The sequence below is a fragment of the Lacinutrix venerupis genome (assembly GCF_003663945.1).
GTDB classification, from domain to species: Bacteria; Bacteroidota; Bacteroidia; order Flavobacteriales; family Flavobacteriaceae; genus Lacinutrix; species Lacinutrix venerupis.
The window spans coordinates 342,774-358,216 of sequence record NZ_RCCH01000002.1; the positions used below are offsets into that span (position 1 = coordinate 342,774).

Here is a 15,443-nt window from a genome sequence, read left to right on the forward strand (position 1 = left end):
AATATTATATTTTAAAATGTTACGCTCATTCCAAAAATGAGGTTTCTAGTTTGTGGATATGTACCAAAATCGATACCTCTAATGATATTACTTGAACCAAAAGCATTAACTTCAGGATCATAACCCGAGTAGTTTGTGATAGTAAACATATTTTCACCTGTAACATATAATTTTAAGGCATTAACATTTATTTTTTCCAGAAGTGTTTCTGGTAAGTTATAGCTAAGTGTTATAGCTTTAAATCTTAAATAAGAACCATCTTCTATAAATCGAGTTGATATTCTTGAATTATCTGTATTTCCAAAACTAGATCTTGGTATATTTGTAATATCTCCTGGCTGTCTCCATCTGTTTAAGACTTCTACAGATTGATTTTTAGGGTCCGACATGCCTTCTAATTCAATTCTAGTAGCGTTAAGAATATCATTACCTTGAGAACCTTGTAAGAAAACAAATAAGTTAAATCCTTTGTATGAAAATGAATTAGTAACTGAATAGAAAAAATCTGGATTAGCATCACCTATAATTACACGATCATCTGCAGTTGGTGTAAATGTTGATTCTCCATTTTGATTAATATAATACGCATTACCAGTTGCTGGATCAACACCTCCATATATATAGCCATATAATGTCCCTAAAGGCAAACCTTCTTTTACAATACTAGCCTCTCCTCTTCCAGCTATACCTCCTTGTAATAATTCTTGTCCAACCAAATTTTTAACTTCATTTTTGTTAAATGAAATATTAAATCCAGTATCCCATTGAAAGTTTTCTGCCTGTATATTTTTAGAGCTTAAGGCAAACTCTAATCCTTTATTTTGTAGTTCACCAATATTTTGTATTGCAGACCTAAACCCAGAAGTAGTTGGTAAAGGAGCGTTTAAAAGTAAATCGGAAGTATTTTTTACATAAGCATCTGCTGTAAAGTTTATTCTATTATTTAGCAATTGAACATCTACACCAATATTTGTTTGTTCAGACTCTTCCCATTTTAATGAAAGATTCTCTATTGTTGCTGGAAATGTTCCTGGTTGCGCCACACCTCCTATTGGATAATTTCCTCCACTACCAACTTCTCCTAAATAAGCATAATTACCTATTTGATCATTACCAACAATTCCCCATCCTGCTCTAATTTTAAAATCGTTTACAATGTCTATTTTTTTAAAGAAATTTTCGTTTAAAACTCTCCATCCTAATGAAAAAGAAGGAAAATACCCCCATCTTTCATTAGGTCCAAAAGTACTAGAACCATCTGCTCTAAAATTTGCTGTAAGCAAGTATTTATTATCAAAAGCATAATTAATACGGTTTATAAAAGATGAATTTGCTTTTTCTGATTTTGTAGCTGATGCTCCAAAAATTTCAGATCCTCCATTTGGCGTTGTTACTGATTCGCTTGCAAAATTTCTGGTTTCAATAGAACTGTTTTCCCATAAAAATTTCTGGTTCACCGATCCTAGTAAAACCTCGACATTATGTTTATTGATGTTTTTTTTATAATTTAAAGTATTCTCTACTATATAATATTTACTACTATTAGTATTGTTAATTGATTGCCCACTTATAGCATTACCATAACTAGTCCTAAACGGATCAAGAAATGAATCATAAATACCATTATTACGATCTATACCATAATTTAGTTTATAAGATAAATCTTTTGAAATTTTAGCTTCAACATATATATTACCAAGCAAACGCTGACTGTTAAATTCTCGTTCAAGTCCATCAGTACTCGCTAATGGATTTTCCCAGTTTTGAAAAGGATTACTTGTAAAGCTTCCATCATCATTGTAAACTCCAATAATTGATGGCGTTGTTAGAGCCCCTAATAACACGCCTCCAGCATTAACATTGTTATTATCGTTAATATCCACATCCCTATAAGCTGTATAGGCTATTCTGGCTCCAATTGTAAGCCAATTTGACACTTCTTGATCTAAATTAATTTTAAAATTTCTTCTTTGTAGCTCTGCACTTTTAATAGCTCCTTCTTGACTTACATATCCAGCAGAAACATAGTAGTTTGTGGAATTACTTTTACCTGATAGTGACAATTGATAATTTTGTGAAAATCCACTTTGAAAAATTTCATCTTGCCAATCTGTTCTTTCTATGTAACTATCCCAATCTGTAGACAGACCCATTTCCGCCATAAGATCTCTATATTGTTCTCCATTTAAAACTGGAATTGTTTTCCATACATCAGCAAAACCGGTGTAAGTATCTATAGTTATTTTTGATTTTTCCGTTGTACCTCTTTTTGTTGTTATAATTACCACACCATTAGCTCCTTGTGCCCCATATATAGCTGTTGATGAAGCATCTTTTAATATTGAAACACTATCGATATCCGATGGGTTTATTGATCTAGTGTCTGTTGTAGGCACACCATCTACTACATACAAAGGTTCACTACCAGCGTTAATAGAATTTGTTCCTCTAATTCTAATACTAAATCCCGCTGAAGGTTTTCCAGAATTAGAAGTAACTTGCACTCCTGCTGATTGACCTTGCAACAAAGAACCTACTTGTGTATTTGCTCTAGACTCAAAATCTTTAGAATCTACTACAGAAACAGAACCAGTTATATCCTTTTTTTCTTGAGAACCATAACCAATTAAAACAACTTCGCTTAAAGTTTCTAAATCTTCTTGAAGTATAACATTTATTTCACTTAATCCATCAATTTTCTTTTCTACAGTTTCCATACCTACATATGAAAAAACAATAGTTGATGCATTATCATAAGTTCCGTTTAGTTCATAAAAACCATCAAAATCTGAAGTTGTTCCAAGTGTGGTACCTTTAATAAAAACTGATGTTCCTGGAATTGGCATACCACTTTGATCTGTAACCTTTCCTTTAATTGTTTTTTGTTGTGCAAAAGATATTGATATAACAAACATGGTTATTATTACCATAATTTTTTGCAATCTTTTAGTACTACTCATTGTTTAAATATTATCACTATTAGTCTTAGCTAGTTTTAATGTAATTTAACAGAGATATAACGTTGTATTTACATTAATGACAAATTAATCGTTATTTATAACACAAAACAATGAGAAGTAGCAAAAAAGTAGATTTTAAAAGAATAAAAAAACACGTAAACCACTAAACAACAAGTATATACATAATTTAATAAATACAAAAATGGTAGATAAATAATGAGTAAATAGATTTTTTTTTATGAGAAATTAATAAAAAAAGAAGCTTAATTTGTTCTTTTTATAATTTTATCCTATATTTTTTATCATCTCCTCAAAGGAGTTTCGATCTCCAATTGCTGTATTCCGAACCTTAACTCTGTAGTTATAAATTGTATTAACGGAATATCTTAAAATTTTTGAAATTTTTGAGCTACTTGTTATACCAAGCCTTATTAATGCTAAGATACGCAGTTCAGTATTTAAAACCTCTCCTTTTTTTACTATCAATTGACCTTCTGACTCAAGTAATTCGTTAACATCTTTTATAAAGTTTGGATAAATATGAAGAAAAGATTCGTCAAAATTTTTATAAAATAGTTTTATTTCATCTCCAACAACTTGCTTTGATTTAGTAAGTTCTAAAAGGTCATTAGTTTTATTGGTAACAATATATTTTCTTACTAGTTTTCGATATACATCTAATTTATCTATATACTCAGAATATAAATTTAAAAATGTACCTATATAATGTTCTTTTATTTTATCAGATTCTGAAAGCTCTAAATATAATCTTTTTAATTCTTCATTGGAAATATTTAGTTTTGAATTAAAATCCTTCAACTTTTCATTAACTTTTTTTAATTTATTTCGAGCAACTGAAAGCTTTTTAACTTGCTTATAAACTAAATAAATAGAAATCAATAAAAAACCTGCTAAAAAACTAATAAATATTAATGAGTTTTTAAGTTTTACTTTTTGCTTATCGCTTCTTTCTCCATAGGCCTTTGTAATCATAGGCAAACTATTAGCTATATTTATAAAGCGTAATTTTGAATTGTAAAATTCTGCATCTTCAAAAGAAAAATTAATATATCGATGAGCACGATCAATATCATCTTCTAGAAACATAATTCTTGCCAAAGCACCTATTGAAGCATTATCCTTTACCGATGCTTCAATATCTGAAATTGCAGAAAGAATTAAATATTCCTTTTGCTTTTCAATATTCTTTTTTAATTCATATAATAGAGATCTTTCAAAGGTGATTAAAGAAAATTCTCTTGACCCAATATTTACATCTTCTAAACGTTTTGAATTAATTTTTAAAGCCTTATCTAATTGTCTTTTATCTCGATACTGCTTTTCTTTTAGGCGTAAAGACTCTTCTGAATTTGGATCTAATCTTAAATATAAAGAATCTTGATATGCTGTATATAATTTAGAGTATAATGCTTTGCTTCGCACTACACTAGTGTAATAAGAAAGTCCAGAATAGCCTTCCTTATAGGCTATATAATATTCATTTATTAAGGAATTTGGTAAAGAATCTCTCTTTATCTCATTGAGAGCATCAATAGATTCTTTATATCTACCAGAATCAATAAGCAAAAGACTTAGAGATAGCTTTGTTTTATTTATAAATAGATTATTATTAAGCTTTTCTGCAATCTCTATATTTTTTTCTATGTACTCTAAAGCTTTATCAAAACTGTAAAATTCGTATTCTTGAATAATTTTATTAAGAATAAAATATTGCTCTTCAAGATCAAGAGTTTTTGATGCTTTTTCGTTTAACAATCTAATATTTTCTTCCTTTTGCTTATCAAAAAAAACTCTTTTAGCCATTTTTGACTCAAGCACTACTATAAGAGAATCCAATCTACTGTTTGAGTAGGAGTTTTGAAATAAAAACAGAAATATTAAGCAGAATGAGTATTTCAAATTTTAAAAGTAAATTGTTTCACCTAATGTTGCACATATATAAAAAAAGCCTTTGCAAGAGATCCTGCAAAGGCTTAAGTACTGAAGACGGGACTTGAACCCGTACGTCCTAATGGACATTGGATTTTAAGTCCAACGTGTCTACCAATTCCACCACTTCAGCATTGGAATTTATTTTAAATAAAAATATCTCAGAGCGAAAGACGGGATTTGAACCCGCGACCCTCACCTTGGCAAGGTGATGCTCTACCCCTGAGCTACTTTCGCAGTCTTTATATGAACATACAATATTGCTATTGCGGTTGCAAATTTAAGTCTTTTTTGCAAACAACAAAGCGTTTTTGTAAAAATTATTAAAAAAATTTTTAATCCTTTTCAGGATTTACCAACATTCGTTTAATTTCATTTAATTTCATAAGCGCCTCAACAGGCGTAAGTGTATCAATATCAGTTAATAATATTTCATCTTTTATTTGAACAAGCAAAGGATCATCTAAATTAAAAAAACTTAATTGCATCTCATTTTTTATTGATTTTACTTTATCTGTTAATTCTTCACTTGAATGTGACTGCTCTAATTTTTTTAAAATTTTGTTTGCTCGATGTAATACTTGCTGTGGCATACCTGCTAATTTTGCAACATGGATACCAAAACTGTGTTCACTACCTCCTTCTATAAGTTTTCTTAAAAAAAGAACATTATCTTCTAATTCTTTTACGGAAACATTAAAGTTTTTTATACGCTTAAAAGTTTCGGTCATTTCATTTAACTCATGATAATGTGTTGCAAATAGTGTTTTTGCTTTTGCTGGATGTTCATGAAGATATTCGCTTATTGCCCATGCTATTGAAATACCATCATATGTACTGGTTCCTCGACCTATCTCATCTAACAAAACCAAACTTCTCTCTGAAATATTATTAAGAATAGAGGCCGTTTCATTCATTTCTACCATAAAGGTAGATTCTCCCATAGAAATATTATCACTCGCTCCTACTCTTGTAAAAATTTTATCTACTAATCCTATTCTTGCGCTTTTTGCAGGTACAAAACTTCCTATTTGTGCCAATAACACAATAAGAGCTGTTTGACGTAATATTGCAGATTTACCAGACATATTTGGTCCGGTTATCATTATTATTTGTTGTGTTTCTCGGTCTAAGAAAACATTGTTAGCAATATATACTTCTCCAATTGGTAATTGTTTTTCTATTACAGGATGACGTCCTTCTTTTATTTCTAAGTCATAGGAATCGTCTATTGTTGGATATACATATTTATTTTCTTTTGCTAACTGTGCAAAACCACATAAGCAATCTAATTTTCCTATTAAATAGGCATTTTGCTGTATAGGTTTTATATATTGATGCATCCACACTACTAAATCTGCAAATAATTGTTGTTCTATAATTAAAATGCGTTCTTCGGCTCCAAGTATTTTTGCTTCGTATTCTTTTAATTCTTCTGTTATATAACGTTCTGCACTTACTAATGTTTGTTTTCTAATCCACTCTTCTGGAACTTTATCTTTATGAGTGTTTCTTACTTCTATGTAATAACCAAAAACATTATTTGATGCAATTTTAAGAGATGTTATACCTGTGCGGTCACTTTCTCTCTTTAACATTTCGTCTAAATAATTCTTTCCAGAAGTTGAAAGTCCACGAAGTTCATCTAATTCGTTAGAAAAACCTTTAGCTATAGTATTTCCTTTTAAAACATTTACAGGAGCTTCTTCGTTAATTGTTTGTTTTATTTTATCTATTAGTACGGTACAACTTTGTAATGTATCTGCTATTATTTTTAGGGATTCGTTATCACTATTTGATGATAATTCTTTTATAGGTGTAATAGCTTCTAAGGAATTTTTAAGCTGAACAACTTCTCTAGGACTTACTTTTCCTGTAGCAACTTTAGAGATTAACCGTTCTATATCACCAATGCTTTTTATATGATTTTGAATTTTCTGATGAATTGCTTTATTATTTTTAAGGTAAGACACCACTTCATGACGCTGCTTTATTTTTTCGACATTTTTTAAAGGCAATGCTAACCAACGTTTTAACAAGCGTCCTCCCATAGCAGAACTTGTTTTATCTATAACGTTTAATAATGTTACTGCGTTGTTATTTGTTGAATTATAAAGCTCTAAGTTTCTAATAGTAAACCGGTCCATCCAGACATACTCATCTTCTGCTATTCTGGAAACCGAAGTAATATGCTGTAATTTATTGTGTTGTGTTTCGGCTAAATAATGAAGTATTGAACCTGAGGCTATTATACCTTCATTTAAATCTTCTATACCAAAACCTTTTAAAGATTTTGTATTAAAGTGTTTTAATAATGTTTCGTTTGCATAGTCTGTTTGGTAAACCCAATCTTCTAAATTAAAAGTATGGAAATCGCTACCAAAACTCTCATTAAAATTTAATCGTTTTTGTTTGGAGACAAGTACTTCGCTTGGATTAAAATTTTGAAGTAATTTGTCTATATATTCTTGATTACCTTGGCTAGTTAAAAATTCTCCTGTAGAAATATCTAAAAATGAAATTCCAATTGTTGTTTTTCCGAAGTAAACAGAACACAAAAAATTATTTGTTTTAGATTGAAGCACCTCGTCGTTAAGCGCAACTCCAGGCGTAACTAATTCTGTAACACCACGTTTTACAATATTTTTAGTCTGCTTAGGGTCTTCTAACTGGTCGCAAATAGCAACTCGCTCACCTGCTTTAACTAGTTTTGGCAAATAAGTATTTAAAGAATGATGCGGAAAACCTGCTAGCTCTGTTTCACTTGAGCTTCCTGCTCCTCTTTTAGTTAAAGTAATGCCTAAAATTCCGGCTGATTTAACAGCATCACTTCCAAAAGTTTCGTAAAAATCGCCTACACGAAATAATAATAAAGCGTCTGGATATTTTGCCTTTATAGCGTTATACTGCTTCATTAAAGGCGTCACTTTTTTTGTTTTTGCTGCCAAAGAATTTTGTTTTAACCGTTATTGGATATAAGTTTGCAATGTAACTAAATAATGATTTTATTTAAAATCAATTTCGTTTTAGTTATTTATTATTATTCACAATTTTGATTGAAGAGATTGCCTTACCGCATACTTCTAGCAACAAAAGAAAACATGAGAAAATTAAAGAATAGTGAACTTGATAGATTAAATGTAGACGAGTTTAAACAAGCAAACAAAACACCTATTATTATAGTTTTAGATAATATTAGAAGTTTAAATAATATTGGCTCTGTTTTTAGAACAAGTGACGCTTTTTTAATTGAAAAAATTTATTTGTGTGGAATTACTGCAAAACCACCACACAAAGACATACATAAAACTGCATTAGGCAGTACAGAAACTGTGGCATGGGAGTACGTAGAAAACACTATAGAATTAATTGAAAAATTAAAAGCTGAAGGTGTAAAAATTTGCGCAATAGAACAAGCTGAAAACGCAATTATGCTAAATGACTTTAAAGTAGAAAAAAACACTACTTACGCTCTTGTTTTTGGCAATGAAGTTAAAGGCGTTGCACAAGATGTAGTTTCCAAAAGTGATGTTGTTATTGAAATACCACAATATGGCACAAAACACTCGCTCAATATTTCTGTAAGTTGTGGTGTTGTTGTTTGGGATGTTTTCTCGAAGTTATCATATTAAAATAGATGCTATATAACGGTAATTAATTGCTACATATAGCATCTAAAACATATAAATAATCTTCACGATTTTTTACAAAATCGCGATCTGAAATATCTATTATTTTTACATTAAGTTCTGTTTGATTTTTAAGAAAATTTAAATAACCAGAATTTATTTTTTCAAGATAACTACTATCTATATTCTGCTCATATTTTCTACCTCGCTTTTTAATATTTTCTTGAAGGCGCTCGGTATTTTGATAAAGATAAACGTACAACTCTGGCTTAGCTATATCCTTGTACATTAAATAGAATAGCTTTCGGTATAGTTTAAACTCGTCTTGATGCAGTGTTATTTTAGAAAATATTAGCGATTTAAAAATATCGTAATCACTAACTATAAAATCTTTAAACAAATCGAGCTGAGATAAATCGTCGCTAATTTGTTGGTAGCGGTCTGCTAAAAAAGACATCTCTAAAGTAAAAGCGTAACGTTGCGCATCTTTATAAAACTTAGGTAAAAATGGATTATCTGCAAAACGTTCTAAAATTAATTTTGCATTATAGTCTTGTGCTATTTTAGTAGCTAAACTTGTTTTTCCTGCTCCTATATTACCTTCTAAAGCTATATAATTGTATTTAGAGAATTGATGTTGTTTACTAGGATTTTTTAACCAAATATTTACAGGCTCTAAAACACTTTTATCTTCACATTTTTCTAATAAAACAGAAATTTCATCATCTAAAATTGGATGTTTAAATTTTGAAGCTATATGGTGTAATGGCTCTAAAACAAATCTACGTTTATGCAACTCTGGATGTGGAACTTTTAAAGATTTAGTCTCTAAAATTTCATTTTCAATAAATAATATATCTAAATCTATTATTCTAGATTGGTAGCCTTCTTTTTTGCTTCTAATTCTACCTAAATTAGTTTCAATTGCTAATAATTCTTTTAAAATTTTATTTGGCTTTAAATAACTCTCTACCAATAAACATGCATTAAAAAAATCATCTCCTTCAAATCCTAAAGCTGGTGTTTTAAATACTTTAGAAATTATTTTTACAGCACCAACCTTTACATATATAGCATCTACGGCAGATTGCAAATTTTTAAATTTGTCGCCTTTATTACTTCCTATAGATATATAAATTTTTTGTGATTCCATTTTAAAGAGAAAGCAAAATAACTAAAAGTAAATGGTTTCTTTTATATTTACTTAAAGAACTTATTAACGAAATTTATTACCTGTACAAATAAGCCTTTTAACTACTTAAAAACATGAATAAAAAAAATATACTACCACCCTAAATGCTAAACTTTTATTAAAAAATTTTATTCTACAACTATTTGCTTAGATTGTACGTAAATACTATACTTAACAAAAACTAAAATAGTGACGCATTGGCGGAAATTAAAGATGAAAAAAATATTAAAAATCACTAGTATTTCTCTATTAACTATAGTAATACTTCTATTAGTTGCACCATTTATTTTTCAGAATCAAATTAAAAATATGGTTCGTAATTTTATTAATAATAGCGTTAATGCTAATGTAGAATTTGCAGATGTTAGCTTAAGCTTTCTTAGTAGTTTTCCTCAAGCAAATGTTAGCGTAGACGATTTAAGAATCACCAATTTTGAACCTTTTAAAGACGAAACTCTAGCCAGTGTAAAGTCTCTATCTTTTGATATGTCTATTAAAGAATTATTTAAGAAAGAAGATGAAGGTCCAATAGTTATAAATTCAATTTATGTAAACGAAGCACTCGTAAACTTAAAAGTAAATAAGTTTGGTGATGCTAATTATGTTATTGCAAAAGAGAGTGAAACTTCAACATCTACAACTAAAAATGGCGAAGGCTTTACAATAGACATTCAAGATTACGCAATATCTAAAAGTGCTTTAATTTATTTGGATGAAGGTTCTAATACAAAACTAGATGTAACAGAACTTGACCACTCTGGTAGCGGAACATTTTCTGAAAACATTTCTGAATTAAACACAAAAAGTGAAGCTAATGTTACATTAAGTATTGATAGTACAGAATATTTAAGTAATAATCGTATAAAACTAGATGCTTTAATAGATCTTGATTTACAAAACAGCAAATACACTTTTAAAGAAAACAAAGGTTTAATTAACGATTTACCTTTAGAGTTTTCAGGTTACGTACAACTTATTGAAGAAGGACAGGATATTGATATTTCTTTTGAAAACCCAGGTTCAGACTTCAAAGATTTTTTAGCAGTAATTCCTAAAACATACTCTAAAAACATTAGTAATGTTGAAACTAGCGGGAGTTTTAAAATTAACGGAAAAATTAAAGGAAAAGTTACAGAAGAAACTATACCTACTTTAGATATTAACATAGCCTCTAATAATGCATCGTTTAAATATCCAGATTTGCCAAAAAGTGTGAAAAATATTTCTATAAATGCTGCGGTAAAAAATACAACAGGAAATATAGACGATACTTTTTTAGATTTAAAAACACTAAATTTTAAAATTGATGAAGATGAATTTAAGTCTTCTGCTGTTATTAAAAACCTAACAACCAACATGCTTGTAAACGCAAATATTGATGGTGTTTTAAACTTAGCAAATATCACCGAAGCTTACCCTATAGAATTAGAAAACAAACTTAGTGGTATTATAAAAGCAAAATTAAACACAAGTTTCGATATGAATGCTATTGAAACTAATGCATATAGCAGAATTAAAAATAATGGAAACGTTAGTGTTAACGATTTTGTGTTCTCATCTGCAGATATTGTAAATCCGTTAAATATTTCTCAAGCCAATGTAAGTTTTAAACCTGGAACTATTGCTCTAGAAAATTTTAAAGCTTCTACTGGAAAATCAGATTTAAATGCTACTGGAACAATAAATAATTTATTAGGATTTTTATTAAGCGACCAAAAGTTAAAAGGAGATTTTAATGTAGCGTCTAACAACTTTTTAATAAGTGATTTTATGGTAGAAGGAGGAAGCGACAGGCCTGTAAACCAAAGTACAGAACCCGATGACGCTCTTAAAATACCAGCCTTTTTAGATTGCACTGTAAATGCTGATGCTAAAAAAGTAGTTTACGACAACTTAACATTAACCAACGTAAAAGGTAAACTTTTAATTAAAGATGAAACTGCTAGCTTACAAAATGTAACATCAAATTTATTAGGAGGAAACCTAAACATGTCTGGATTAATTAATACTAAAAGCAAAACACCTACATTTAATATGGATTTAGGCATGACTAATTTTGATATCTCTCAATCATTTAGAGATTTAGACATGCTTCAAAATTTAGCACCAATTGCTAAAGCATTACAAGGAAAATTAAACAGCGCCATTAATGTAAGCGGTACTTTAGGAGACGACTTTACTCCAATAATGAACTCTATTTCTGGTGGAGCATTAGCTGAATTGCTAACTACTAAAGTTGAAACTGAAAACGCACCTTTACTTAATGCCTTATCTAACAAAATGAATTTTATAGATTTCGATAAGTTAGATTTAAAAGACTTAAAAACAGCACTAAAATTCGAAAATGGCCTTGTAAACATTTCTCCTTTTAATTTAAACTATAAAGATATTGGCATTACCGTTGGAGGTAGCCATAGTTTTGAAAACACTATGGATTATAATATAGTTTTTAACGTACCTGCAAAATATTTAGGTAGCGAAGTAAATAGACTTATTGGAAAAATAAACGATAATGAAGTTAACAAAATTTCTATTCCTGTTACAGCTAATTTAACAGGCTCGTTTACTAGCCCAAAGGTTCAAACCGATTTAACAACAGGTGTAAAAAATTTAACAACACAACTAATAGAAATAGAAAAACAAAAATTAATTAATAACGGAAAAGATAAAATTAAGGATTTATTGGGTGTTAATAGTAATAGCGGAAGCACTACAGACACTACTACCACACAAAGTTCTCCTGTTAAAAATGTAATAAAAGATATCTTTTCTAACGGAAACACATCTGGCACAAACACAACCACGACAACAGATTCTACGAATCAAACAGGAAATGTAGTTAAAAATGTTTTAGGTGGACTTTTTGGAAAAAACAAGAAGAAAAACGACACCATTAAATAAATTTAAATAAAATTTTAAAAATTATGCAACTCTATTGTTTAAATTAAAAGTTTAAATGTATATTTGCAACCTGAATTTTAAGAATACACATAATATAACGATATGTTAAGAATAGAAATTAAAGACGGAGAAAATATAGAAAGAGCTTTAAAACGTTACAAAAGAAAGCACCGTAACATTAAAGTAATGCAAAACTTAAGAGAGAACCAATTCTTTACTAAGCCTTCTGTAACACGTCGTCGTCAAATTCAAAAAGCATCTTATATCCAAGGATTAAGAGACGCAGAAAACGTATAGTAAATCGTTTTTTTTATATAAAACACACAAACCTTGCATTCTTTTGAATGTGAGGTTTTTTTGGTTTGAGATGTTTTAAATCAGATTTTCCTTTTACTTAAAAACGAAAAAACTAGTTAAAACTCCAATTTTTATAACTACTCGAAGCCTCTAACCTATTCTCTTTAGTGTCTTCTAAACTTGAGAAAAAATCTATTCCAGTTAATTTTTCAATTTCATCTACAGATACCACAAATTTATAAAGTGGTTCTTTAGACTCTTTATGGTCTATTAAAAATGCAAGCATTTTTGTTGCTCCAGAATTATTATCGATTATTACTTTATAAAATTGATTTGGCACTGCAACTTTTTCACTACCAATAGTTTTCATTTTTCCTTTTAAAATACCACCTGAAACCACAAAAACACCATCGTATTTACTTGCCCAATAACGTGTTTTTTGCTCTAACCTATTCCAAATTCCAGCATTAAAGTCATGCTTTTGCGGTGATATGTTACTTGTTAAAAAAGTTTCGTCGTGCGCTGCTTTACTGTACTTTCTATCTCCTGCCGGACACAAATGACCTCGATCGTAACCAGAGTTTTTATAATTACGCCAGTGTGCAGCCTTAGTTTTTACAGCTTCATCTATTTCAAAATAAGGTCTTTTAAAATTTGCGTTAGATAAATGCTCTTCTTTTAATTCGTATGCCACCCATTCTGCCTGTTCATGCTCTTCGCTATAACTTAAACTATAACCTTCGTGATGCACTATTTCTCCTGTAGTACTTGTAGGTAAGAAGTATTCGTTAGTCTCAGTCTTTAAAACGGCTCCTTCATTAAATACTTCTGTCTTCTGCTTATTATTTAGATACTCGTTTATTAATAGTGTTGCTATTATTACTATAGCCGTAAGTACAGAATACTTGGTTTTATTATTCAAAATTACTCTTTATTAAAATTGATTAATTATTCCTTAAACCCGTTAACATCTAAAACCTCAAGCTCTTGTTTATCGTTTTCAAAAATAATATAAGCTTTTAGTTCTGGGTGTTTTGCTAAAAAATAATCGGCTTTTTTAACTCCCATTGCTTGTAAAGCAGTAGCATAACCATCTGCCATCATACAGGTTTCTGCAATTACAGAAACACTTAAAATGTTTGTTTTAGATGGATAACCTGTTTTTGTATTAATTATATGAGCATAACGATTTCCATTTTCATCTAATTTAAACTTCCTATATGTTCCTGAAGTAGCCATTGCTTTATCTTTAAACTCAATAACAGTATTTGTGCTTTGGGAACCATCAAAATTTGGGTTTTCTACACCTACAGTCCAATTCTTTTTTTTATCAACATTTACACCTTTAGACCTTAGCTCGCCACCAATATTTACCATATAGTTTTTTACAGACTTTGCCTCCAAAAATTCTCCTATGACATCTACAGCATAACCTTTTGCAATAGCATTAAAATCTATAAATACACCATCTTCTTTTTTAATATAATTATCTACCAAGCCAACTCTATTAAAACCAACATAATTTAATAAACTATCAATTTTAATACTGTCTATTTTAATTTTTGGTTTTTCAGAACCAAAATCCCAAGCATTTACAAGGTTACCAATAGTAGGATCTAGAGCGCCTTCTGTTTCTCTATATAGTTTTTTAGAAGCTTTAAATACTTTAACAAAATGAGCATCTACACTAATATTTTCGTTTTTATTTAATTTTGATATATTGGAATCTGGCTGATAATTTGACATTGATTTATTGATAATATAAAATATACTATCAAACTGTTTTTTATAATTTTCGTTAGTATTTGAAGCATAAGTGATTTCGTAAAACGTACCGAAAACAGAACCACTTATTTTGCTGTTTTTAAGTTCCTGTTTACAAGAAACAAAAAAAGTAACAAGACATAACACAAACAAAAACTTCTTTAAAGCAAATAACAATTTCATAATCTTAGTTTAAATTAGTTTCAATAACCTGGATACCATTATATTCAATTAAATACTCTTCGTTTAAATAAACCGGCAAATCTTCTCCTTCAGGATTTCCTAAACCAACTCCCGCATACAATACTTTTGCATTTTTTTCGCGTGCATGTTTTTTAAAAGATTCCATCCAAATAACATCGTAATTATTGGCGTTATCTGGTAATAAGACCGCTTTTACTATAACAAAAAAATATTGTTTATTAGCATCTATACACACAAATTGAGGGTGTCTTTTTAGTTTACTATTTACTGCAATAAACTCAAAACCTCGTTTTTCGAGGTCTTTACCAACGTGATTCATAGCAAGATTATGTAACTCTTGCTTTGTAAGTGCTTTTCTCATAAAGCAAAAATACAAAAGGAAGCTATTAATAGAAAACAGATTTCTCTTCAAGTTATAATAATCACTTAGGCAAAACACATTTACTTTAAAGCCAGTCTTATCTTCTAATTTTTCATTTCATTTAAAACTTAGCAAAAGGTTTGTTTACTATAATCTATTCCTATAATTTTACAAATAACGTGAGA

At 29.4% G+C, this 15,443-nt stretch carries 10 protein-coding genes and 2 tRNA genes; 3 read left to right on the forward strand and 9 right to left on the reverse strand.

What is annotated here, in order from left to right; genetic code table 11:
• Positions 1-11: 11 nt before the first annotated feature.
• The 5 genes from CLV86_RS04330 to mutS form a co-directional block, all read right to left on the reverse strand.
• On the reverse strand, positions 12-2,960 hold the full coding sequence (locus CLV86_RS04330; RefSeq protein WP_121050059.1) for a SusC/RagA family TonB-linked outer membrane protein: 2,949 nt from the start codon (positions 2,958-2,960) through the stop codon (positions 12-14).
• A gap of 285 nt (positions 2,961-3,245) precedes the next feature.
• Positions 3,246-4,817 carry a DUF6377 domain-containing protein gene (locus CLV86_RS04335; protein ID WP_170148508.1) on the reverse strand — a complete coding sequence of 524 codons (1,572 nt, stop codon included), beginning with the start codon at positions 4,815-4,817 and terminating at the stop codon, positions 3,246-3,248.
• A gap of 142 nt (positions 4,818-4,959) precedes the next feature.
• Positions 4,960-5,043, reverse strand: a tRNA-Leu gene (locus tag CLV86_RS04340).
• 32 nt (positions 5,044-5,075) lie between these two features.
• Positions 5,076-5,147: transfer RNA gene (locus tag CLV86_RS04345), tRNA-Gly, on the reverse strand.
• Between the two features lie 98 nt (positions 5,148-5,245).
• Positions 5,246-7,858, reverse strand: a complete 2,613-nt coding sequence (mutS, locus tag CLV86_RS04350) for a DNA mismatch repair protein MutS (protein ID WP_121050065.1) — start codon at positions 7,856-7,858, stop codon at positions 5,246-5,248.
• A gap of 153 nt (positions 7,859-8,011) precedes the next feature.
• Here mutS and CLV86_RS04355 point away from each other — a divergent pair, with 153 nt between their 5' ends.
• A complete protein-coding gene (locus CLV86_RS04355; protein ID WP_076734114.1) occupies positions 8,012-8,542 on the forward strand; it encodes an RNA methyltransferase in 531 nt (176 codons plus the stop codon).
• A gap of 22 nt (positions 8,543-8,564) precedes the next feature.
• Here CLV86_RS04355 and folK read toward each other — a convergent pair whose 3' ends face one another.
• Positions 8,565-9,692, reverse strand: coding sequence for a 2-amino-4-hydroxy-6-hydroxymethyldihydropteridine diphosphokinase (gene folK, locus CLV86_RS04360; RefSeq protein ID WP_121050067.1), 1,128 nt, complete (start codon positions 9,690-9,692; stop codon positions 8,565-8,567).
• Positions 9,693-9,944: 252 nt separating this feature from the next.
• Here folK and CLV86_RS04365 point away from each other — a divergent pair, with 252 nt between their 5' ends.
• The gene (locus CLV86_RS04365) at positions 9,945-12,632 is read left to right on the forward strand and encodes an AsmA family protein (RefSeq protein WP_121050070.1); all 2,688 of its coding nucleotides are present in this window, start codon (positions 9,945-9,947) and stop codon (positions 12,630-12,632) included.
• 102 nt (positions 12,633-12,734) lie between these two features.
• A complete protein-coding gene (gene rpsU / locus CLV86_RS04370) occupies positions 12,735-12,929 on the forward strand; it encodes a 30S ribosomal protein S21 (protein ID WP_044399960.1) in 195 nt (64 codons plus the stop codon).
• 112 nt (positions 12,930-13,041) lie between these two features.
• Here rpsU and CLV86_RS04375 read toward each other — a convergent pair whose 3' ends face one another.
• From CLV86_RS04375 to CLV86_RS04385, 3 genes are read right to left on the reverse strand one after another with little or no spacing between them, the layout of a single operon-like run.
• Entirely contained in the window at positions 13,042-13,851 is an 810-nt protein-coding gene (locus CLV86_RS04375; protein ID WP_121050073.1) for a DNA/RNA non-specific endonuclease, read from the reverse strand.
• 26 nt (positions 13,852-13,877) lie between these two features.
• Entirely contained in the window at positions 13,878-14,876 is a 999-nt protein-coding gene (locus tag CLV86_RS04380; RefSeq protein WP_121050075.1) for an FAD:protein FMN transferase, read from the reverse strand.
• A 4-nt stretch (positions 14,877-14,880) separates the two neighbouring features.
• Positions 14,881-15,258: a Na(+)-translocating NADH-quinone reductase subunit F gene (locus CLV86_RS04385; RefSeq protein WP_076734119.1), complete on the reverse strand. Its 378-nt coding sequence runs from the start codon at positions 15,256-15,258 to the stop codon at positions 14,881-14,883.
• Positions 15,259-15,443: the final 185 nt, after the last annotated feature.

Bases quoted from the DNA above. Each gene is read 5' to 3' on its own strand.
- CLV86_RS04330 (WP_121050059.1), bottom strand. From the start codon at position 2,960: ATGAGTAGTACTAAAAGATTGCAAAAAATTATGGTAATAATAACCATG.
- CLV86_RS04355 (WP_076734114.1), top strand. From the start codon at position 8,012: ATGAGAAAATTAAAGAATAGTGAACTTGATAGATTAAATGTAGACGAG.
- folK (WP_121050067.1), bottom strand. From the start codon at position 9,692: ATGGAATCACAAAAAATTTATATATCTATAGGAAGTAATAAAGGCGAC.
- CLV86_RS04365 (WP_121050070.1), top strand. From the start codon at position 9,945: ATGAAAAAAATATTAAAAATCACTAGTATTTCTCTATTAACTATAGTA.
- rpsU (WP_044399960.1), top strand. From the start codon at position 12,735: ATGTTAAGAATAGAAATTAAAGACGGAGAAAATATAGAAAGAGCTTTA.
- CLV86_RS04380 (WP_121050075.1), bottom strand. From the start codon at position 14,876: ATGAAATTGTTATTTGCTTTAAAGAAGTTTTTGTTTGTGTTATGTCTT.
- CLV86_RS04385 (WP_076734119.1), bottom strand. From the start codon at position 15,258: ATGAGAAAAGCACTTACAAAGCAAGAGTTACATAATCTTGCTATGAAT.